Source organism: Pseudoxanthomonas sacheonensis, assembly GCF_031455975.1.
Classification (GTDB): Bacteria; Pseudomonadota; Gammaproteobacteria; order Xanthomonadales; family Xanthomonadaceae; genus Pseudoxanthomonas_A; species Pseudoxanthomonas_A sacheonensis_A.
In genome coordinates this window covers 776,744-799,289 of the sequence record NZ_JAVDTT010000001.1, presented here as the reverse complement: position 1 = coordinate 799,289, position 22,546 = coordinate 776,744, and the positions used below count along the sequence as shown (strand labels likewise).

The 22,546-nt window shown below is 62.0% G+C and carries 14 protein-coding genes; 7 read left to right on the top strand and 7 right to left on the bottom strand.

Annotation, left to right across the window (positions count from 1 at the left end):
* Positions 1-63 precede the first annotated feature (63 nt).
* The gene (locus J2W94_RS03585) at positions 64-2,274 is read right to left on the bottom strand and encodes a TonB-dependent receptor (protein WP_310090322.1); all 2,211 of its coding nucleotides are present in this window, start codon (positions 2,272-2,274) and stop codon (positions 64-66) included.
* Between the two features lie 189 nt (positions 2,275-2,463).
* Here J2W94_RS03585 and J2W94_RS03580 point away from each other — a divergent pair, with 189 nt between their 5' ends.
* The 4 genes from J2W94_RS03580 (at position 2,464) to J2W94_RS03565 (ending at position 8,606) form a co-directional block, all read left to right on the top strand.
* Positions 2,464-3,861 carry a GntP family permease gene (locus J2W94_RS03580; protein ID WP_310090321.1) on the top strand — a complete coding sequence of 466 codons (1,398 nt, stop codon included), beginning with the start codon at positions 2,464-2,466 and terminating at the stop codon, positions 3,859-3,861.
* Positions 3,862-3,972: 111 nt separating this feature from the next.
* A complete protein-coding gene (locus J2W94_RS03575; protein ID WP_310090320.1) occupies positions 3,973-5,844 on the top strand; it encodes a DUF1800 domain-containing protein in 1,872 nt (623 codons plus the stop codon).
* Positions 5,845-5,855: 11 nt separating this feature from the next.
* Entirely contained in the window at positions 5,856-7,343 is a 1,488-nt protein-coding gene (locus J2W94_RS03570; RefSeq protein ID WP_310090319.1) for a DUF1501 domain-containing protein, read from the top strand.
* Between the two features lie 45 nt (positions 7,344-7,388).
* The gene (locus J2W94_RS03565; protein WP_310090318.1) at positions 7,389-8,606 is read left to right on the top strand and encodes an esterase/lipase family protein; all 1,218 of its coding nucleotides are present in this window, start codon (positions 7,389-7,391) and stop codon (positions 8,604-8,606) included.
* A gap of 83 nt (positions 8,607-8,689) precedes the next feature.
* Here the strand turns inward: J2W94_RS03565 and J2W94_RS03560 are convergent, their stop codons facing one another.
* Complete coding sequence (locus J2W94_RS03560) at positions 8,690-9,163, bottom strand: cupin domain-containing protein (protein WP_310090317.1); 474 nt, start codon at positions 9,161-9,163, stop codon at positions 8,690-8,692.
* A gap of 64 nt (positions 9,164-9,227) precedes the next feature.
* Positions 9,228-10,028: an MBL fold metallo-hydrolase gene (locus J2W94_RS03555; protein WP_310090316.1), complete on the bottom strand. Its 801-nt coding sequence runs from the start codon at positions 10,026-10,028 to the stop codon at positions 9,228-9,230.
* 126 nt (positions 10,029-10,154) lie between these two features.
* On the opposite strand from J2W94_RS03555, the gene J2W94_RS03550 reads away from it, so the two are divergent.
* Both J2W94_RS03550 and J2W94_RS03545 read left to right on the top strand, forming a co-directional pair.
* A complete protein-coding gene (locus tag J2W94_RS03550) occupies positions 10,155-11,603 on the top strand; it encodes a PLP-dependent aminotransferase family protein (protein ID WP_310090315.1) in 1,449 nt (482 codons plus the stop codon).
* Positions 11,604-11,711: 108 nt separating this feature from the next.
* Positions 11,712-12,227: a DUF1772 domain-containing protein gene (locus J2W94_RS03545; RefSeq protein WP_310090314.1), complete on the top strand. Its 516-nt coding sequence runs from the start codon at positions 11,712-11,714 to the stop codon at positions 12,225-12,227.
* A 32-nt stretch (positions 12,228-12,259) separates the two neighbouring features.
* Here the strand turns inward: J2W94_RS03545 and J2W94_RS03540 are convergent, their stop codons facing one another.
* Complete coding sequence (locus J2W94_RS03540) at positions 12,260-15,604, bottom strand: autotransporter outer membrane beta-barrel domain-containing protein (protein ID WP_310090313.1); 3,345 nt, start codon at positions 15,602-15,604, stop codon at positions 12,260-12,262.
* A gap of 625 nt (positions 15,605-16,229) precedes the next feature.
* On the opposite strand from J2W94_RS03540, the gene J2W94_RS03535 reads away from it, so the two are divergent.
* The gene (locus tag J2W94_RS03535; RefSeq protein ID WP_310090312.1) at positions 16,230-19,295 is read left to right on the top strand and encodes a trypsin-like peptidase domain-containing protein; all 3,066 of its coding nucleotides are present in this window, start codon (positions 16,230-16,232) and stop codon (positions 19,293-19,295) included.
* A 328-nt stretch (positions 19,296-19,623) separates the two neighbouring features.
* Here the strand turns inward: J2W94_RS03535 and J2W94_RS03530 are convergent, their stop codons facing one another.
* The 3 genes from J2W94_RS03530 to J2W94_RS03520 form a co-directional block, all read right to left on the bottom strand.
* Positions 19,624-20,193 carry a hypothetical protein gene (locus J2W94_RS03530; RefSeq protein WP_310090311.1) on the bottom strand — a complete coding sequence of 190 codons (570 nt, stop codon included), beginning with the start codon at positions 20,191-20,193 and terminating at the stop codon, positions 19,624-19,626.
* Positions 20,194-21,224: 1,031 nt separating this feature from the next.
* Positions 21,225-22,115: an RHS repeat domain-containing protein gene (locus J2W94_RS03525; RefSeq protein WP_310090310.1), complete on the bottom strand. Its 891-nt coding sequence runs from the start codon at positions 22,113-22,115 to the stop codon at positions 21,225-21,227.
* 129 nt (positions 22,116-22,244) lie between these two features.
* Entirely contained in the window at positions 22,245-22,541 is a 297-nt protein-coding gene (locus tag J2W94_RS03520) for a hypothetical protein (RefSeq protein WP_310090309.1), read from the bottom strand.
* Positions 22,542-22,546 lie beyond the last annotated feature (5 nt).

Below are 22,546 nucleotides of genomic sequence, written 5' to 3'. Positions count from 1 at the left end.
GGGCTTTCGCCCGCCGTTGTGCTTCCCTTCCCCCAGGATGGAGTCGCGACCGGAATCCGCCGATCAGAAATCGTAGCGAGCGGTCAGCGTGTACTGGCGCGGCGGACCGTAGAAACCGGTCAGCACGCCATAGGCGGCGATGTTGTAGCCGGTGGTGCGGTATTCCTCGTCGGCCAGATTGCTGCCCTGCAGCGAGAGCTGCCAGGCATCGTTGACTTTCCAGGTCACGCCCGCGCCGAGCAAGCCATAGCCATCCTGCCGGATCGCGGGGCTGAGGTCGGTGGTCGGCCAGACTTCGCTCTGATACGAATAACCCACCCGTGCGGACAAATTGCCGCCGTTGGCCAGATCGGTACGGTATTCCACGTTGAGCGCGCCCGAGAATTCCGGCGCGTTGGTGAAGCGCTGGTTAGCGGCCACGTTGACGCCGGAGGTGATGAACTCGTCGTACTTCGCATCCAGCCAAGCGAGATTTCCGCTGATCAACCAGTGCTCGGTCGGCAGCCACTGGTATTCCAGCTCGAAGCCATTGACTGTGCCTTTGCCGGCGTTGGTGAAGTCGCCGAAGAAGCTCTGGCTGCCGTTGGGCAACGTATAGGAGGTGAACACGGACAGCTGGATGTCTTTGTACACGTTGTGGAATGCAGCCAGGTTCAAGAACAAGCGCTGGTCGAAGAACGCCATCTTGCTGCCTATCTCGTAGCTGTCCACCTGCTCGTCGTCGAACGGCTCGCCCGAGCGCGGCACCGCGGTGGTGTTGGCGCGGATGTTGTAGCCGCCGGACTTGAAGCCGCGCGAGGCCAGGCCGTAGACCATGATGTCCGGAGTGATCTGGTAATCCAGCGAGACCTTAGGCGAAACGTTCTTGAAGTTGACCGTCTTGTCGAAATTGGCCGCCGTGCCCCAGACCGTACTGTAGGTCAGGTCGGTATAGAAGCGGTTCAAAGCGATGGCGTGCTTGTCCTCGTCGGTGTAGCGCACGCCCACATCGAGTTTCAATTTGTTGGTCAGGTCGAAGGTCCAATCCGCATACAAAGCGACGCTGCTGGTGTTGACCACGCCCTGGGTGTCGCCGTACAGCGGATTGGTCAGGGTGATCGGGCCGAGTGGATTGAAGAAGTGGTTCAGCACCTGGCCGCCGGCATCGCCATCGAACGCATACAAGCCCATTACGCCGCGAGCGCGGCCGCCGCCGTCGTAGTTGGCTTGCAATTCGTGGCTGACCTGACTGTCGGAATAGAACGCGCGTACGTCCACCAAGGTCAGCGGAGTGGTGTCGAAGTCGATGTTGGTCTCGGTATCGGACTCGCGCTTGGCGACCACGTATTTGAAGGACCAGTCTTCATTGGGCCGCCAGTTGACCGTGGCCGATGCGCCCTTCATCACCGTGTCGTTGATGTTCCTCATGCCGCTGCGGATATCGTAAGGATCGTCCAGCGGCGGATAGGCCGGCGCCAGCGGGTTAGGCGCCAGCATCTTCGCGCCGCGCACGCCGGATTGGTCGTCCATCCAGTCCACCGCGAACTGCACGTCGAAATCGTCTCCGGCATACGCACCCAGTTGGAAGCGCGCCGAATTGATTTCCTTGTCGCTCACTTCCTGACCGCTGAACCGGTTCTCACCGTAGCCGTCGCGATTCATGCTTGCCACGGCCACGCGCGCGCGCAGGCCGCTGTCGGGACCGCCGATGGAACCACCGATGGCCGCCTTGGCGTCCAGCTGGTTGTAGTTACCGACGCTGATCTGGGCGAAACCCTCGGTCTCGGTCGGCAGGCCGCGCGAGATGTACTTGATCGCGCCGCCGATGGTGTTCTTGCCGTACAGCGTGCCCTGCGGACCGCGCAACACTTCGATGCGGCCGACGTCGAACACATCCAGCAACGCACCCTGCGGACGGGCGATGTACACATCGTCCAGGTAGATGCCTACGCCCGGATCCACGCCCCACAGCGGGTCGGCCTGGCCCACGCCGCGGATGTATGCGGTGGCGGTGCTGCTGGAACCGCGTGCGGCATAGATGGTCAGGTTGGGGACCTGCGCATCCAGGTCGCCGATGTCCTTGATGTTGAGTTTGTCCAGCACCTCGGGGGTGAAAGCGGTCACTGCGACCGGCACTTCTTGCAGGGTCTCTTCGCGCTTACGCGCGGTCACGGTGATCTTGTCCAGCGTGGTGGCATCGCTGCTGGCTTCAGCGGCTGGCGGCGCTTCCTGCGCCCATGCCGCTGGCGCCAGCAAGATGCAGCCTATGGCCAGACTCAGATGTTTACGCTTCATGTGATTCCCCTCTCCCGGGTACGACGTGGCGGGCCGATGCGGCCGATTCGCAGGCAAGGCTAGAGACTCGGGCGTCCCCGCAACACTTGTACCTTCGTACAGTGGGGGCGCGCGGCATAGCTGCGGATACTCGCGTCCACTTGCCGATCCGGTATGCGCCGGACGCCGGCTTGCTTTCGAGGAGTGGGGATGTCGTTCCTGATCGTGCTGGCCGCGTTGTGCTTTCTGATGTTCGTGGCCTACCGTGGCTACAGCGTGATCCTGTTCGCGCCGATCGCGGCGCTGGGCGCGGTGCTGCTGACCGATCCTTCGCTGGTCGCACCGATGTTCACCGGCCTGTTCATGGACAAGATGGTGGGCTTCCTGAAGCTGTACTTCCCCGTCTTCTTGCTGGGAGCTGTTTTCGGCAAGCTGATCGAGATCTCCGGCTTCTCGAAATCGATCGTGGCCGCCACCATCAAGGTAGTCGGCGCGCAACGCGCCATGCTGTCCATCGTGCTGGTCTGCGCGCTGCTGACCTATGGCGGAGTTTCGCTGTTCGTGGTGGTGTTCGCCGTCTATCCCTTCGCCGCGGAGCTTTTTCGCCAGAGCGACATCCCCAAGCGTCTGGTACCGGGCACCATCGCCCTGGGCGCGTTCACCTTCACCATGGATGCGCTGCCCGGCACGCCGCAGATCCAGAACATCATCCCTACGTCTTTCTTCGGCACCACCAGCTGGGCCGCGCCGGTGCTGGGCACCCTGGGCGGCGTGTTCATCCTGATCCTGGGCATGACCTATCTGGAATGGCGGCGGCGGGTGGCGTTCCGCGCAGGCGAAGGCTACGGCAGCGAGCTGCGCAACGAACCCGAAATCTTCCGCGGCGACAAACTCGCCCATCCCTTGATCGCCATCCTGCCGCTGGTCTTGGTGGGCGCGTCCAATTTCGCATTCACCAAACTGATCCCCGGCTTCTACGGCGAAAGCCAATCCTTCGTGCCCGCGGTGATCGGCAACCCGGCGCCCGTGGTGCAAGAAGTCGCCAAGGTCGCCGCGATCTGGGCGGTACAAGGCGCCCTGCTGGTAGGCATCGTCGCGGTCATCGCCTTCGCCTGGAAACCGGTGCTGGCGAGTTTCGCCGAAGGCACCAAATCGGCCATCGGCGGTGCTTTGCTGGCTTCGATGAACACGGCATCCGAGTACGGCTTCGGCGCCGTCATCGCCGCGTTGCCGGGTTTCCTGGTCGTGGCCAACACGCTGAAAGCCATCCCCAATCCGCTGGTGAACGAAGCGGTTTCGGTTACCGCGCTGGCCGGCATCACCGGCTCGGCCTCGGGCGGCATGAGCATCGCGCTGGCGGCCATGGCCGAGAGTTTCATCGCCAATGCCAACGCCGCGGGCATCCCGATGGACGTGCTGCACCGGGTGGCGTCCATGGCCTCCGGCGGCATGGATACCTTGCCCCACAACGGTGCGGTGATCACCCTGCTCGCCGTCACCGGGCTGACACATCGGCAATCCTACAAGGACATATTCGCCATCACGCTGATCAAGACCCTGGCGGTGTTCTTCGTCATCGGCATGTACTACGCCACCGGCTTGGTCTGAGCCCGTTTTTGAGCCTGTTTCCCCCGTTGTTTGGGGCTGTGCGCTGCGTCGCAGTCGCCTGCGCCGCCTGCCCTGATACTTTCCACCTGCCTATAAGTTCGGGGAATGGGGATGGCGAAACGCATTTCTTATGCGCGCATCGGCGCGCGGGCCCGCAATGGGTCGTACAGGGCCGTGCTCGACGAGCCGGCCGGAACGGCGCCGCGTAATTACGCGCCGATGCAAAGCGCATCCATGCGCCAGCTTGCGCAGGTGAAGGCGCGGCATAGCAAGCTGTACGGCTATAAAGGCCAGAAGGTCCCGCTGGCCGACAAATCGCTTCCGGCCGAAGGTGCGCCGCCCGCGCAAACGACTTCGGCGCGGACCATGTCCAATATGTCGGCACCCAGGCTGATGACCTTGGCCAAGCCGCCGTTCGCGGTGCGCGTGCTCAACAACATGAGCTACGGCGCCACCCCGACGACGATCGCCGAATTCAATGCGCTGGGCAGCACCGACGCGCAGCGCCTGGCCAACTGGGTGGATTGGCAACTGGACTGGGGCAATATCAGCGACGCTGCGGTCGACCAGCGTCTGTCCAGCAACGGCTACACCACCCTGGGTAAGAGCCTGCAACAGCTGTGGGCCGACCACGTCGTACCCGACCCGGTCCACGAGGTGCGTATGCGTCCGGCCTGGGAAGTGCAGCGCGCTTCGTATGTGCGCGCGACCTACTCCCGTCGCCAGCTGCGCGAAGTGCTGGTCAATTTCTGGCATGCCCACTTCAACGTGATGGGCACCGATTTCAGCGTCGGCCCTGTATTCGTGCACTACGATCGCGACGTGATCCGCGCCAACGCCACCGGCAATTTCCGCACCATGCTGGAAGCGGTGGCCAAGAGCACCTCGATGCTCTATTTCCTGGACAACCTCAACAACTCGCGTTCTGGGCCCAACGAGAACTACGCGCGCGAGCTGTTGGAACTGCATACGCTGGGCGCCGAGAACTACCTGGGCTTCATGGATCCGTTCCAGGTGCCGCCGTGCCCGGAAGATCCCGCCTATCCGATCGGCTACACCGACATCGATGTGTACGAGACCTCGGCCGCGTTCACCGGCTGGTCGGCCAAGAACGGGCATTGGCAATTCCCCACCGAGAACGACGGCACCTTCGTCTATCGCCAATCCTGGCACGATGCGGGGCCGAAATTCCTGCTCGGCATGATGGTCTATCCCGAGCAACCCGCGCTCAAGGACGGGCAGGACGTGCTGAACCGTCTGGCCAGCCATCCGCGCGTGGCCAAGTTCATCTGCAAAAAACTGATCCGCCGCTTCATCAACGACACCCCTTCGCAGAAACTGATCGACAGCGCCGCAGCGATCTTCCGCGCCAACTGGCAGAACCCCAAACAGATCGAAATCACCTTGCGCCACATCCTGACTTCGGACGACATGATCAACAGCTGGGGACAGAAGAACCGGCGTCCGTTCGAAGCCACGGTGGCGGCGATGCGCGCGCTTGGCCAGGACTGGACCTTGCGGCTGGATCACGACAAGAGCAACGAGTTCATGTGGCGCGCTGGCTTTACCGGCAACGTCGCCTACAGCTGGCCGGCGCCCAACGGTTATCCGGATACCGCAGTCGCCTGGTCGGGTTCCAATTCCTATGCGATGACTTGGAAGCTGATCAACTGGCTGACCGAAGCCAACGACGCCAGCGTGCCGCTGAGCCCGATCCTGGCGACGACCCGCGCCAATGTGGCCAGTTGGACCGCCAACAATCTGGTCGATTTCTGGTCCGTCCGTCTGTTGGGCTACGCGCTGCCGGCAGCGCGGCGGCAGGTGCTGGTGAAATTCATGGCCCAGAACGGCAATCCCGCCAGCGATGTGATCGCCGACACCGACGCCTGGGCCGGCACGGATCTGAAAAAGCACTACAACCAGCAACGCCTGCGCAGCATGGTGTCGTTGATCCTGCTCTCCCCCGAATTCCTGAGCCGCTGAGGACACTCCACATGAGCGACTACACCCTCACCCGCCGTGAATTCGTCAAGGGCTGCTGCAGCGTCGCCGTGGTCGGCGGCGTGGGCAGCTCGCTGATGTACGCCGACGATGCCTTCGCCGCAGCCAACGCGTACGACACGGTGGTGCATCTGTTCCTGCGCGGCGGCATGGACGGCTTGAACCTGGTGATCCCGGTCGATGGCGTGGACCGCACCTTCTACGAGGAAGCGCGGCCCAGTCTGAAGATAGACGCCACCGGCACCTATGGCGCGCTGCCGTTGACGTTGAGCACCGGCGCGGCGACCGGCTTCGGTTTGCATCCTTCCGCCACCGGTCTGCGCGATCTGTGGAACGACGGCCGGATGGCCATCGTGCACGCCTGCGGTATGGCCACCACGGTCACTCGCAGCCACTTCGACGCGCAGCTGTACATCGACCTCGGTACGCCAGGCAAATACGGTTCACCTAGCGGCTGGATGACGCGTGCGTGGCAGAGTCGCCCCACCAATACGCCGGCGGCCACCATGCCCGCACTGGGCGTTTCCGGCACGCAACCCGCGGGGCTGATGGGCGCCACCGATTCGCTGACCATGAGCAATCCTTCCGATTTCCAGCTCAATGCCGGCGCCTGGGCCTGGCAGAAGATACGCGCCGACTCGCCGGCCGGACTTCGCGGCATGAACGAAACCCTGGCCGATCTGTGGACCGGCCAGACCGGTATGGAGATCAATGGCCGTCGTGCGGACCTGGCCTTGAAGACCATCGGCCAACAATCCTTCGCTTCCCTGCCCGCCACCTGGCCCACCGGCAACTTCGCCGAGCAACTGTGGACCATCGCCCAGAGCATCCGCTTCAACCTGGGCCTGCGCTACGCCACGCTGGATCTGGGCGGCTGGGACACGCATGAGGGTCAGGGCACCGCAGGCAGCGGCTACCACTACTACCAGAACAAGATCAACGAACTGTCCGCCGCGCTCGCCGCGTTCTATAGCGAGCTCAATAGCACCGGGCAGATGTCGCGGGTCACCGTGATCGTGCAGTCGGAATTCGGCCGCCGCGTGCGCGCCAACGCCAACGGCGGCACCGATCATGGCTATGGCAATCCGATGCTGGTGCTGGGCGGCGCGGTGAACGGACGCCGGTTCTACGGCACCTGGCCCGGCCTCAATCCGGAAACGCTCTCCCCCACTTTCGGCGACGTGCCGGTGACCACAGATTACCGTCGCGTGGTTTCCGAAATCATGATCCGGCGCATGGCCAACCCCAACCTCAGCACCATCTTTCCGGGCTACGCCGGCTATTCGCCGCTGGGCATCGTGCAAGGTACCGACCTCACTCCCAAGATCGATGAGGCGGCGACGCTGGCTCCCGTTCCTCCCACGGCATCCAGCGTCGCCGGACAAGCGTCGGAGAATAGTTCGTCGACGCCGCAATCGCCGATACCGGAATGGCAGCGCCGTGGATCCGTGGACCGCATGCTGACCCGTCGCGAGCGCTGACATTTGCTGCCATAGTCGGCCCAGGAATCCGCTCAGGGCCGACGCATGACAACAACTCTGCGCAATGCCGACGACCTGCGCGGACTCGGCCGCCTGGCGATCGATGGCGTCGCCGGAGCCACCGATCTGGTCGAAGCGATGCATGCCGCAGTCACCCACCTGCCCGCCATCGTCGGCAAGCCCGCACCAGTCGTTACCACGGGCCTGACCGGTTTCGTCTATCGCAGCGTGCGCGGCGTGACCCGTCTGGTCGGCACGGGCGTGGAGAACTCGCTGTCGGCTCTGGCGCCATTGCTGGGTGGCGGTGCTGTTTCGCCGCAACGCGAAGCGGTCGTGGCCGCGATGAACGGCGTGGTCGGCGATCATCTGGAAACAAGCGGGAACCCGCTGGCGATACCGATGCGATTCCGTCGGCAGGGGCGGCCGCTGCCGCTGCTCGGCAAGGAACTCGGCACGTGTCTCCCGGATGCGACCGGAAAACTGCTGGTGCTGGTGCACGGGCTATGCATGAACGATCTGCAATGGAACTACGCAGGCCACGATCATGGCCAGGCCTTGCAGCGCGATCTCGGCTACACGCCGGTGTATCTGCACTACAACACCGGCCGACACATCTCAAGCAACGGCCAGGATCTGGCCGCTCTGTTGGAAGAACTGGCGCGGGCATGGCCGGTGCCGCTGGAGGAAATCGCGTTGCTCTGCCACAGCATGGGCGGACTGGTTGCGCGCAGCGCCCTGGACGAGGCTTTCGCCACCGGACTGGCATGGTCGAAGCTACCGATACGCATTATTTTCCTCGGCACTCCGCATCATGGCGCACCGCTGGAACGCGCCGGAAGCTGGGTCGATATGCTGATCGGCATCAGCCCCTACAGCGCGCCGTTCGTACGTCTGGGGAAGATCCGCAGCGCCGGCATCCAGGACCTGCGCCACGGCAATCTGCGCGACAGCGACTGGCAGGACGGCGATGGCGATGGTCTCGCCGATGGACGTACGCCGATGCCGTTACCGAAACAGGTGCAGGCCTATGCGATGGTGGCGTCCACGCAGAACAAAAGAAAAGACGGAGGCACCGATTCGCTGCGCGGCGATGGACTGGTGCCCATCGCCAGCGGATTGGGACAACACAAGGATCGCGATTTCGATCTCCGCATTCCCAAGAGCCGGCAATGGGTGGGATACGGCATCAACCACTTGGAACTGCTGGGCAGCGAGACCGTGTATCGGCGCCTCAAGCGCTGGCTGCGCAAGCCGATCCCTTAAGGGGCCTCGACCCGACATTGGGCCTAGATCACTGGCGATGTCGTGGACGGAACGGCGGGCCAGTCAATTCGCCCTGCAATGCTTCATCGCTCCACCAGGTCATGCACCGGCAGACCGTGCTCGCGGCAGTGGCGCTCGTATTCCGCCAGTTGCGTACTCGCCGAAGCGCGCGCCCGCACGCTGCCGCCCGGACCGACGAATTCGACCGTACCCATGACGATCACCAGCGCGACCATGGTTTCGTCGCCGACGATCTTCCACCAATCGGTGTTGCCCGGCGGTTCGTAGACGTAGTCGCCCGGACCGATGACTTCGCCCGTGCACAGCTTGCGGCTGCCTGCGAGGTTGTAGGCGTGGATCTCGCCGGTGTGCCGATGCAGCGGCATCACCACGCCCGGTTCCATACGCAGAAGTTCGACGAAGCCGCGGTCGTCGGCGAGGAAACGCAATGGCTTGGAGGACTTGCCCGGGGTCGCCGAGGGTATCCAGGGCAAGTCGGCGGTGGTGCTGAACCGCGCGGGCAGATAATCGGTCAGGACATCGAATGCGGTAGGCATGGAAAGACTCCTTCGGTTGTCGGGGCCGGCTGCGATGCCGCAGCCGATCTCATTCCCGCTTCGGTCAGCGGGAAACGGCGGTCAGATAGCGGTCGAAGGAGGCGTCCACGGCCGCACGCGCGTTGCCGACGATGTTGCGTCCCCAGGTGTAGCCGAATACATCCTCGAACTCGTATCCATTCAGACGCGAGCGCATGCCGCTCACGTCGCTGGGCTTCATCGGTATGTAGTTGGGATAGCTGTACATGAAAGTCACGTGGCGCCGGTCGAGCACGACCTGCAACGCGTCGCCAGGGAATAACGCGCCGCCAGCGCGGGGACCGTCCCTCCAGTGGAGAGCCGTACTGCCGGGGAAATGCCCGCCGCAGCGGATCAACGTGACCGCGTCGGACAGTTTGCGTTCGTCGCCGCTCCAGTATTCGATCTTCGGCGACGACCTTTGCACCCATTCCTTGTCCGCTTCATGCAACAGGATCGGTACGCCGCCCAGCGCTTCGCTCCACTCCACCATGGACGAATAGAAATGCGGATGGGAGATGACGATCCGGTCCACGCCGCCGCGCGCGTTCAAGGCAGCGACCGCCTCATCGGTCACCAGGCTGACGCACTCCCAAAGCAGGTTGCCCGCGTCGGTGGGTAACAGGATCGCCCGCTGCGGGATAGCGAAGTCCGGTGCAAGGCCGATACCCAGCAGGCCGTCGTCATTCTCCAAGCGCAGCCGATATTCATCGGCCAAGGCTTCATGGGTGGTCCAGGTCTGTCCTTTCCAGCCGACGTACTGGCGTTCGTCCTCGCATACCGGGCAGTGCGGGGGCGGCTGGGTTGTCTCGGCGTATTGGGTGCCGCAGGTCTCACAGATGAACATGGGCACGGCAGGGACCTCTTGGTTTCCAGAATTTCCTGGGGGTTTGAAGGCTTGGGCAGCGGCCTTCCTGGAGCCTTACCTTAGGAGTAATCTGGAACCTAAATTAGTCCAGTTTATTGAAAGTTTATGGAACCAGTATTCCCCTTCGCCTACCTGCCCCCTGCCCGCGGACTGGGCACGCTGGCCCAGGATCTGCACCAGCAGCTGCGCTCTGCGATTCTCGACGGTCGCCTGGCCGCGGGCTCGCCGCTGCCGGCCACGCGGCAAGTAGCCACCGCGCTCGGTGTGGCGCGCAATACGGTGATCACCGCCTACGACCTGCTGATCGCCGAGGGCTATGCGATCCCGCGCAAGGGCGCGAAGGCTTTGGTTGCCGATCTTGCGTCGCGACGTTCCTCCAAACCATCGCCCTCGTTGCAACCGCTGGAGGATCCGCGGCTCAATCCGCTATGGCGCGCACCGTTCCTGCGTCCGTCGCCGGCGCGCGATTTGCCCGAGCGCAGTTTCCGCCTGGGCATACCCGACCACCGCCACTTTCCTCACGACATCTGGCGGCGCCTGTCCGCGCAATCGCTGCGCGCGTGGTCCAGAGCGGGTTTCAGTTACCCGCCTTCGGAGGGCATTCCCGCTCTGCGCGAGGCCATCGCCCGGCATGTCGCGTTCGCGCGCGCGGTGGCCTGCTCCAGCGACGATGTGATCGTGACTTCCGGCGCGCAACAGGCCTTCGATCTGCTCGCGCGGATGCTGGTGGATCCTGGCCGGACCCGGGTGGCGGTGGAAGAACCGGGCTATCCGCCGGTGCGCGCTGCCTTCGCCGCGGCCGGCGCGCAATTGGTGCCGATAGCGGTCGATGACGAAGGTCTTTGTGTCGATCGACTGCCGGACGATGTGCGCGTGGTCAGCGTCACGCCCTCGCATCAGTCGCCGACCGGCGTAGCGTTGTCGCTGCGGCGGCGCACCGCCCTGCTGGAATTCGCCCGCAGCCGCGGCGCGGTGATCCTCGAGGACGACTACGACGGCGAGTTCCGCTTCGGCGGGCGGCCGCTGGATGCATTGCAGACGCTGGACCGCGACGATCTGGTGTTCTATATCGGCACATTCTCCAAGAGCCTGTTCCCGTCCTTGCGCAAGGGCTTCGTGGTGGCGCCGCCGTGGGCGCGCGATGCGCTCATCGCGGTCAAGCACTGCGCCGATTCGCATTGCGACACGATCACCCAGTCCGTGTTGGCAGCCTTCATCCGCGAGGGACATCTGGCGCGCCATGTGCGGCGGATGCGGCCGATCTACGCGACACGTCGCGAGGCGTTGCTCGACGGCCTGCGGCGGCAACTGGGCGCCTGGCTGGAGCCGATCCCCTCCGAAGCCGGGCTCCATCTCGCCGCCCGCATCCGCGCGCCGGAACTGGCCGCGAAAATATTCACGCAGGCGCGTCGGCATGTTCCTGGCGCGCAATCGATCGCCGAATATTCGCTGGCGCCTCCGGACCGACCCGCGCTGGCTTTCGGTTATGGGGTGATCGACGCGGACGATATCGCAACGGCCTTATCGCGTTTTCGCCGTGGGCTGGAGGAATGATCGCGACTGCTTCTGTCCGCTTCAATTCTGCGGTCCATGTGGACGTCCGATTAACGCGGAGCGTGCCTTGATGGAAGCCGCTTATCGACGACATCCAGGGAGCTCGCGATGATTCAGCAGATTATTCTTGTCTTGACCTTCATAGCCGCCATCGGCTGCGGCGTGGTTGCGGGAATCTTCTTCGCCTTTTCTTCCTTCGTCATGGCCGCACTCGGCCGCATTCCTCCCGCCCAAGGCATCGCCGCCATGCAGTCCATCAACGTCACCGTGATCAATCCGGGATTCATGCTGGCTTTCTTCGGCACGGCGCTGTTGTGCCTGGCGCTGACTGGCATGGCGTTTTTCCCATGGGAGCAGCCAGGCAGCGCACTGATCGTTGCTGCCAGTCTGCTCTATCTTCTCGGCTGTATCGGCGTGACCATGGCTCGCAATGTTCCGCTCAACGATCTGCTGGCCGTCGCCCAACCCGGTGCGCCTGAAGCGCATGCATTGTGGTCGAGATATTTGCGCGAGTGGACGCTGTGGAACCACGTACGGACCGTGGCGCCGGCCGCATCGGCGGTCTTATTCACCATGGCGTTGCTTTCGCGCTATGTCGCCCGCCACCTCGCGGCAAGCGGCTGAGCGAACGTCGGCGCGCCCGGACGAGCGCGCGATCACCAGGTGATGCGCAGGCCGACATTGCCTTCGACGGTCTTGCGGTCCCTGCCCTCATCGTCCGCGTCGGCGGTGTAATCCAGCACCACATAAACGCTGGTATGCGCGTTGAACCTTGCAGCCACGCCGGCGCCCAGCTCCACCGCATCGAAAGCCTGCTGCGTGCTGATCGCATCGGTGTTGAAACGTACGCGGTCCTCGCCGTCGAAGCCATGCCAGTAATTGAGCTTCAGATAGGGCTGCAGCAGACCTGCCGAGGTCTGGTAATCGGCGGACAAGCGCAGGCCGACGCGTCCGGTCAGCGCATTGTCGGAATCGAAAGCGACGCTGGCGAACTCGTCCTGTTGATCGTCGAAGGAGGTGCGCTGCCATACCAATTGCGCCTGCGGCTCCAGCGACCAGCGCGAATCCTCGCCCCAGCGCAGCGGATAACCGATCTCCACCGAAGCCGTCGCGCCATCGCCGTCGAGATCGATGCCGAGGCCACGCGACGAGTTCGCCTCGCCGTCGTAGCGACTGGCCACGATCACCGCGTCCAGGTACGCGCCGCTGGCTCCGATGCGCGACCAGTACAGGCCCAGATGCGTGTCGTCCAGACGCGTCTCGCCCACCGTCAGGTTGTTCCAGCCCAAAGCGAAACCGCGCACGTCGCCGTCGGCGCGCGTGCGTCCCACGAACAGGCCGAAGTGGTCGCGTCGTCCGCCCTCGGTTTCGCGGGCGAAGAGGTCCAGCCCTGCCTGCGCGCCCCACAGCGTTCCATCGAAGGTCGGCGCCACCGTGCCCGTCCAGCTCTGTTCGGTGTTCTGGCCGATGACGCGGCCCCAGGCCGAACGCACTGCGCCTTCGCCGTGCAGCAACGTCTGTTCGCCTTGGCGCTCGTGGAAGGTACCCAAGGTTGCCAACGCCAATTGGTGGACGATGGGTGGCACCACCGCATAGGTCGGCGTTTCCACGCGGTAAAGCGGAATGATCGTGCCTGTCGCCGGCGTGGCGCCCGGTGTCGGCGGTGTAGGCGGCAACGGTGACGGCTCCGGACTTGGAGTCGGCACCGGCGCGGGATCCTCGGGTACCGGCGGAAGCGACGGCGGCGGTGCCGGTGGCTCGGCAGGCGGCGGCGGTGCGGGTGGAACCGGCGGTGGCACAGGCGGCACTTCCGGATCCGGATTGTCCGGCGCCTCCGGTGGAGGTGGCGGCGGCAATGCGGGCGGCGGCGGCGCAGGCGGCTCCGGTGGCGCGGGCGGCACCGGAGGAGGTGCCGGTTCCAGCGGATCGGGTGCCGGTGCGGGCGTTGGCGGTGGCGAGGCCGGCGGCGCCACCAGCGTCGAGCGCAAGTACCAGTTTTCCGACGTGCCGTCGGAAACGCCCCCTTTGAACAGGAAATACTCGAAAGCGCCCGCGGCCACCGGTCCCATCAGCGCGAACGCGCTGTTGCTGGAACTGGCGCCGTTGATGGCCTGGATCACCATGATGCCGTCGAGCAGGGTCGAGCCGCCGCTGCCGTTGAGGTTGATGATGTCCAGGCCGGTGGTGCCGCTGGCGGTGCCGCCGGAAATGATCAGCTTGTCGGAGGGCGAACTGTCGTCGCCCAATTGCGTCTGCAGGAACAACGCCGCGTTGTCGCCGACATAATTTCCCACGATGGTGAAGGTATCGGCAGCGCTGGCCGCGCCATTGGTCAAATCGATGCGGCCTGCATTGAAAACGCTGGCCAACTGCCCGGTATTGAAGGCCAGGAGGGACGCATTGGCACCGTTGCCAGCGAACAACGTGCTGCTGGCATCGACGTCGAGCGTGCCGGTACCGCTGGCCGCGTCGCCCAATACCAGATTACCGTCGAAGGTCAGTTCGGTATCGTTGCGTGCATTGATGGTTTCCCAGTTGCCGAAGCGCACCACACCGCCGGTGGTGACGTTGTCGAAGGTCAGGCTGTCCACGCCGTTGCCGCCGCTGAGCGACGGTGTCGCGCCAAGATGGGACTGGTTCAAGCTGCGCAGCGTAGCGGTATCCGTGCCTTCGCCCAGTTCGATCGCGCCGTAGATGACGCCGCCGCCGTCCCAGGTGAAAGTATCGTTGCCCGCGCTGATGCGCACTTCGCCGCGCACCGTGCCGCCGGTGACGGTCACGTTGTCGTTGCCGCCGCTGACGCTGATGTTGCCGCCGATGTAGCCGTTGGAAAGGCGGATGGTGTCGTTGCCGAAACCGGTGACCAGATTGCCGTCGATGGTGCCGCCGGACATGTCGAAGAGGTTGTCGTCCAGCTTCATGTCCACCCGGCCGATGCGGCCGCCGGTCATCGTCGCGCGATCGCCGTCTTCGAACGCGCCGACGATGCGTCCGCCGCTCATGGCGAAAGTGTCCAGATTGTCGCCCTGCAGCAGCGCTCCGATCTGGCCGCCGGTCATCAGGAAATCGTCGACGCCGCTGCCCTGCTGCACCGTGCCAGTAACCAGGCCGTTCGCGCCGATCTCGAAGCGGTCCAGGCCATCGCCCTGGTTCACTGCATCCAGACGTCCGCCAGTCGCTATGACGGTATCGTTGCCCGCGCCCTGTGCGACCGTTCCGTTGATCTGGCCGTCCAGCATTTCCAGGCGATCGTTGCCGGCGCCGAAGACGACTCCGGTCGTCTGGCCGGTGATGGCGCCGCGATTGATCAGGGTGCCGTTCGCGCTGCCGCCGAAAAGTACGCCGTTACCGGTCTGGCTGGCGATGAGGCCGTTGTTGACGACGGTGTTGCTGGCGCCGGCAGCGCCGTCGATGCGGACGCCGGACGAACCGGCTCCGCTGACGTTGATCGTCCCGCTATTAGTCAGCACGTTGCCGCTGCCGTTGAGCGAGTACATGCCGTTGGCGTTGGCGCCTGTGGTGACGATGCTGCCGTCGACGCCGTTGGTGATCGCGTTATTGCTGCCGTTGGTCTGGAGGCCGTCCGACGCGCCGCCGGCGGTGACGATGGCGCCGGTATTGGCGACGGTATTGCCGCTGCCTTCGGCGAAGACGGCATCGAACGTGTCGGCGGCGCTCAAACCGATACTGCCGTCGTTGTTCACCTGGCTCTGGTCGCGCACCTGCACGCCTGCGCCCGCAGCGATTTGCAGAATCGCGCCGTCGACGATGTTGACGGTGACGCCGGTGCTGCCCGCCACCGCCTGCACGCCGGTCGTCTGCGGATTGGGAATGCCGGTGTCGCAGGTCACGGTCTGTCCCGAGACCGGCAGCGTTGCGTCGCAGCCCGCGTATGCGGAAAACGCGGCCGCGTATCCCAAGCCGCCGATAGCGCCGACATGCCCGTAGCGCAGTAGCAAGGCGATACAGGAAGACAAACGATGAGGCTTCGAATCAGCCATGGCGACGTCCCCAAGTCCGATGAACGAATCCCACCAGAAAGGGCGGGCATCCAGCTATACGTCTTGCATTGCCACGACGACAACCGATGGATACCTCGGAACAACCTACCGAGCCGCATCCCACTTAATGTGACTTTAGTAAACCAGAACTTATTCGAGCACAAGTGAAATGTCGGAAATAAATCAATCCATGCATAGCATCCGTACAAAATTTCACTCGGCGTTTACTTTCTTTAATGCGTGATGCGATGCTCGTTTTGTTGTGACTTCTGCAAGAGTGGATGACGACTGTTGACGTGATATCGAGAAGAAAATTCCGTAGCTCTCAATGAAAATCCCTGCTATAGCGGCGCGCGCTCTTCATGTGGACGGACCGGCATCTTCCGCTTAGCAACAGCTATGGATACCGCTACGTTCGATCCATCCCGTAACGCCTGCCTGCTTTCACATTGCAGCTGCGATCACAGGTTGGCCGATATGCCAACGGCGTCGCGTTGATTGAAAGTAAGCCTGTGATGGACGCTGGTTGGGAGGGGGAGATCCGCAGTGCAGGCATGCGGGGCGCGCGACGTGCGGGATGCGCACGGCACGCGCCCTTCCCCTCAACATGCGCGGAGACCTTCGCATGACTCATGCTCTTGGACGCGTCGTCGCCGACGGACGCACTTTTACTCACAGCAGTGGACTCGATCTAACCCCTGGTGCCGGCCCTTTGGGCGCACCACGATTCGTGTTCCTACACTTCGATTCGGTAGTGCTCAATGGCGGCGCGCGTTTGGAGGTGGCGCTGGGTTACGACACCGATGTGTTCACTTCGGCTTCCGGCAGCGAGTTCTGGTCGAGACCGGTCAACGCGATCAATACTCCGATCACGATGCGCATCGTAGGCGGCACCGGCAGCGCGCGACTGCTGGAATTCGGCAGCGGCGAGGCCACCGAAACCGCCAACCCGCCGGGCACTTCGACCGGCAGCCGATCCAATCCCGATCCGTTCTTGAACAGCAATCCGTACCAGGAACCGATCTATGAGACGCGATTGAAATGCCATCCGACCTTCGAGTGGCGCAATGCGCGCTGCACGCTGCCGACGGTGCCGGATGCGGTCCGCGACAAAGTACGCGCCGCCACCGGAATCATCGTCGAGGCGCACGACTTCGACGCCGCCGGCCATGGCGGGCATGTCAGCAGTTGCAGCGGCACGTTGATCGCGGGCGACCTGTTCCTGACCGCACGCCATTGCCTAGTCGACGCGGCCGGTCGCGACGTGCGTAGCGCGTCGGTCACCTTCGACTACGAGACCAATTGCGATGGCAGCCGGCCCGCAGGCCACAACCCGCGCTTCTTCAAGGTCGTCGAGGAAGTCGCTGCGGGCTCGGCCGCCAATGGTTCCAATCCACCCAGCAGCAGCGATTGGGTGGTGGTGCGCTTGGACGCTGCGCCCGGCGAATTGCCGGCGCCGCTGGAAATGCGCGATGCAGGGCTGATGTCCGGCGAAACCGTGTTCACCATGCACCACCCGACCGGCGCGGTGAAGAAGACCCAGGAAGGCGTGCATGGCGGCGGCACCAACATCGTCGGATTCGATTATTGCGGCGGTAGTTCGGGTTCTTCGTTGTTCGACAGCAGCGGACGCTTGGTTGGGGGGCCGCTCAGCGTCGGTCCGGTCGGCAACGCCTGCACGGTGACGTACGCGCCGCTGGCCAACGTCAAGGCCGGTTTGAACAATCCGCCGGTTCCGGCGGTGCCGCTGGATGTGATGATCGTGTTCGACCGCTCCGGCAGCATGGCCGGCAGCGCGCCACCGATCGGCCGCAGCAAGTTGGAAGAAGCGCAGGACGCGGCGTCGCTGTTCGTGCAACTGGTGCGCGAAGGCGCGGGCGATCGGCTGGGCATGGTGACCTTCAGTTCCGCCGCCGGTCTGGACCGGCCGATGGGATTAGCGGCCACGGTGAAACCGCTGCTGGTCGGTCCGGCGCCCTTCACCAGCGGCCAGATCGGTGCGATTAGCCCGGGCGGTGCGACCAGTCTCGGCGCCGGCATCGGCATCGGCCAGCTGGGTTTCGGCTCAGGCTCCACCAACACCAAGGCCATGTTGTTGTTGACCGACGGCCTGCAGAACACCGCGCCGATGGTGGAGGAAGTGGAATCGTTCCTCGGCACGACCAAGCTTAACGTGATCGGCTTCGGTTCGGACGCCGACATCAATGGACCTTTGCTCAACCGCGTCGCGCACGAGCATGGCGGCCATTTCACTCGCGCCTTGGATGGCTTGGGCCTGCGCAAGTTCTTCGGGCTGAGCTTCGGCAACATCTTCGAGAACGGCGCGCTGGTCGACCCCGAACATGTGCTCGGCAAAAACCAGGTCGAATCGCAACCGCACGTGTTCCAGGTCTGCGGAGAGGAACACATCACTGTGGTGCTGGGCTGGGACGATCTGCAGTCGCCGCTACGTGCGCGCGTCTATACGCCGTCCGGCAAGCTGGTGACGCCCGGCAAGCGCGTGCGTGAAGTGCGCGGCCGCAGCTGGGTTTTCCTGAAGATTCCGCTGCCGTACGAGGGCGAACGCGACGGCGCCTGGAAGCTGATCGTCGACCGCGTGCCACCGATCGTGATTGGCCTGAGCAAGCGCGCCGCAGCCGCGCGAGCAGCAGCTGCGCAATTCCCGGGCGACGTGCGCTATTTCTACCTGGTCACCGCCATCGGCGGACCCAAGTTGAGTTACCTGGGCTCGCCGCGACATGTGTACACGGGCGATATCCTGCATCCGCGAGTCGGTCTGCATTACCCCAACGGCACCGTGCCGGCCGATGCCGACGTGGAGTTGATCGTCGACGCGCCGACTATCGCGCTGGGGCGGCTGACCACGGAAACGGGCTTGCGTCCGCCGATCACTTCCGGCGATGCGGTGGACGGTTTCCACGCCACCCTGAAGAGCATCGCCAGCAGCAATGGCGGATCGTTGCCGGTGGGTACGACCAAGGTGCAACTGCCGATGTTCGATGACGGCGCGCACGACGACGGGGCGATGGAGCCCGACGGCATCTACAACCATCCCTTGAAGGACTTCACCCGCGCCGAAGGCACCTACACGTTCCGTGCGGTGGCCACTTACGGACAAGGATGCAGGGCGACGCGCGAGGTGCACTGGGCCGTGCATGTGGAACCGGGCATCGATCCGGACAACACCGATGTGACGCTGGTCGACGTGACCGATGTCGATGGCGGCCAACGCGGCACGCTGGTGCTGGTGCCGCACGACCGTTATGACAATCCGCTGGGACCGGGACGTGGCGACGGTTTCACCGTCGCGCCGTTGCCCGGCGTGCAGGTGGTGGGCCCGGTCAAGGATGGCGGCGACGGCAGCTATACAGTCGTCGTGGTGTGGGACCCCGATACCGCCACGCCCGGCGTGATCGTGCAGCAGCCCGATCGTCCGCCGGTGCCGGTGGTGCCAGGCGAATATCCGTCAGGCGATTGCCGCCCCGATTGCAACGACGCGGCCGGCAACTTGCTCGATTGCCTGGGCTTGCACGACCCCAACGTCAAGCGCGTGCAGGTCAAGAGCGTGTGCATCGAGGTGGATCTGGAGAATTCGGACTGCGAGCGGCCGTGCAATAAACCGGGTAGCAAACGCGGAAAGCACGACAAGCCACCACGCGGGCGCAAGGACGACAAAGGCTGCGGTTGCTAGGTGCCGATAGAAAAACGAAGGGTGGGCCTAGTCCCACCCTTCGCTGAAGAGCCGCGGGCCGTAGGAGCGACGTGAGTCGCGACTGGTTGTGTTGTATTCAAGTCGCGACTCACGTCGCTCCTACGCTCCGACACCTACATCCCGGCCGAGAGCGGAAGAACTCGTAGGGTGAGCCTTGGCCCACCATTGCCATGCATCAGATAGCGATGGTGCCGGAACGAAGAGCGGCGGGCTGAAGCCCACCCTACGGGCCTATTTGTGTCGGCTGACCCAATGAATTGAGCGCGAGAAAGCGATTCTGACGCCGTTTTTTACACGCACCTCCTCTTCAGTCGTTTTGAGATGCTTGCGAACGGCATTCTTTTCCTTCAGGGGGCAGCCCACGCGAAATACGATCGAGACATTCGTCAAATTGTTTCGAAACGATTGCGTTTGTCATGTACTTCTCACCAAGAAAGTCCACAAGGATAGTAGCGTCTGGTGATTTCACCCGGTAGGTGAATTTTCCGAGCTTCTCAAAAGCCCCATCAAACTCCAGCGCTAACGAGCAGCCGCGCTTTTCCATTAGCGAATTCTCAGACGGAGGCTCCAAGAATAAAAAATAGCGCCCACCTATATCCAAGGAAATTCTTGAGCACACTGATACTGCGGATTTAGTCCCTACCTCAGGCACGCCCTTAATTATTTTTCTTGGTTCAATCACAAGTTCGTACTGCGCTAAACAACCCTCGACCCCTTCACCATCACATTGAGCAGACAGCTTTGTCACAACCGCCTCCATAACTAAAGATGAACTGGAATAGATATCATCTATATTTCGGTCTGACAGGGACATCGCACTAGATACTGAAGAATAGAGCAGTACCCAAGCGGTTAATATTGTCAGAAAAAATCTCATCAGAACCTCCCCGTCAATGGAATGACTTTAGCCAAGACGCTGGGTTGGCGAGGCCAGCCGTTGAACAGAGGGGTTTTCGTGAGAATCGCCCCGGGTGCGCTTCACTTACCCGGGCTACGCTGGCTCTGTCATTTCATAGAGCGGACTCAAGCCCGCCACTTGAAGCCCGACCTACAGGGCTGGTCGACCCCGGTTTTGCATCTATTTCATAAATCGCTTGATTATCCTTACTGCAACCCTTTGCTCCCTTTGTTCGGCGCACTCTGTCCGTTGTTCGGAAGCTACGGAACATCTTCGTAACTAATGTATGCGCGCCTGTTCTAGATAGGCATAGCATTGCGAGACATATTTAGCGCGCCGAGTCAGTGAATCCAACCCAGCTGACAGCCCAATTGGATCATAGCAATAGGCTCCGCCCCGCGCAGGTTACGGTGAGGTTGAATTAGCTGCCTCCACCTTCTTTAGTCCTCTCGCGCCACTAGCATTGCAGGCGTCTTCGTGTTGGAGATCTGCACTCATAACATCTGCTTTAAGAATGTCTTGCCCAGAGAATCTCTGCATATATGAACACTCATCAGCGCTGCCATCGCAGCCTGGCCAGACTGTTCGATAGTAGGAGTTCGCTGACACTAGAAATGCTCCGTCAATAGGTACGTAAAACCGTACAGACTTCGGAACTTCATACGTAGTTTCATACCCGGAGCCAAGAAAAGTAATTCGACGCTGATTCGTCTTAATGTGATCAGCAAATAGCTTGTATGTCTCGCCGATCTGTATGGAGGCAGATGTTGTAAATTCTACGACCTGCCCCTTCTTCAAGCCATGAGGTATATGGTCGATCAATGTACCTTCATAAATTGAAGCGAAACATTGCCTCCCGCCACAGGCATCTCTGCCCGAGGTAATTTTTATTGTTATAACCACAGCTGTCGATGCCTTAAGTGAGCAAACACTCCTAATTTCTTGCTCCGCGGCAGCAATAGGAAAATTTACACACAACGATGCGAGCAAAACGACAATATTTGACCTTCTCATGGCGCCTCTCCAAATAACTCTTTAGCGTAATCTCTAGCATCTTTCTCGGAAGGTGATGAATAGGGGCTGTAGTTATCCTTGGGAATTAGGTAATTATCCAATTGCAGATGTCTGAATTCGTGAGCGATTCTATTGTTTTGCCTGAAATCATTCATTGATAGAAATATCTGAGGGTTGATTATCATCCCAGTTCCGTAAATTCCCTTTGCTGAGTAGGATGCACCATGAGCCCTACTCGGGTTTACTTCGATTCCGACTTTCATTTCGTTGAACGTTCGAACTTGAGCACCATCACCTCTTGACTCAAGCTTCTTACCCAGCTCATTTACACGGCCAGCAACTTTTCCTCGCGAGTCCTCTGGAAGCTTCTGTAGTTCATCTTGATGCTCAACAGTACCTGGTTCAATTTTTCGATATGCCTCTGATGAGCCGCCATTCGGAGCCGCTGTACGCTCGGTATGAACAAGGTCGACATCCTTTGCTTCAAACTTGCGCGCTTTCATGCAAATCATACTGCCCAGTTCCCGCGCGCAGCGACCATCCGGATCTACGAACTTATACGGGTTGTTGTTCGCATACCAATACCGATTGAAGTTCGCACCGGTATTCGAGTTCGCGGTTACAGGATCAACACTCAGGAACCGTCCGATACCCGGATCAAAGTAGCGCTGCTGCATATAGGTTAGCCCGGTAGCCGCATCCTGCACATGCCCCGTGAACCCCGGCCCATCCGCAAGCGGCCGGTTCAGCAGCTTCCCGTAAGGCTCGTATTCGCTGCGCTCGATCACCACTCCGGCGGTGTTGGTCACCGCCACCAGCGTGCCCAGCGCATCGGTATGAAGATATTCCACCGTCTGTGCCTGAGCGGAAACAGAGCCGACGGCCATTAGCAGGCCTGGCAGCCACTTCCAAAAACGCCGCACAAGAAATCCGTTTATCAGAGTTGACTCCTTTCGTCCGTTGCTACCTCTACCCGCCCTGCTCATGGCACCCACACAGAGCAGGTCGACGCGTTTTTATTTTTTGCCAGCCCTACTTACAACAATGCTGACAATAATAAGAAACGCCCAAAATACGATCGGCATCCAGAAGAATTCAAGAAAATGGCTCCACGCTTGTAGTCCTGAGGATTCAATTGCATCCGGACCCATGCCATCACGCAGAAACCAGACTACTATTCCCCAAATAAAGAGTGAAGCAGTCAAAAGAGTCGAAGATACGATCAGAAGAAATTTCGTCCTCCATATAAGGAAGATCACAAAAGCAGCCAAAGCAAGGGCAAGACTGCTAATTACTAAAGTTGAATCCAGCATGTTAT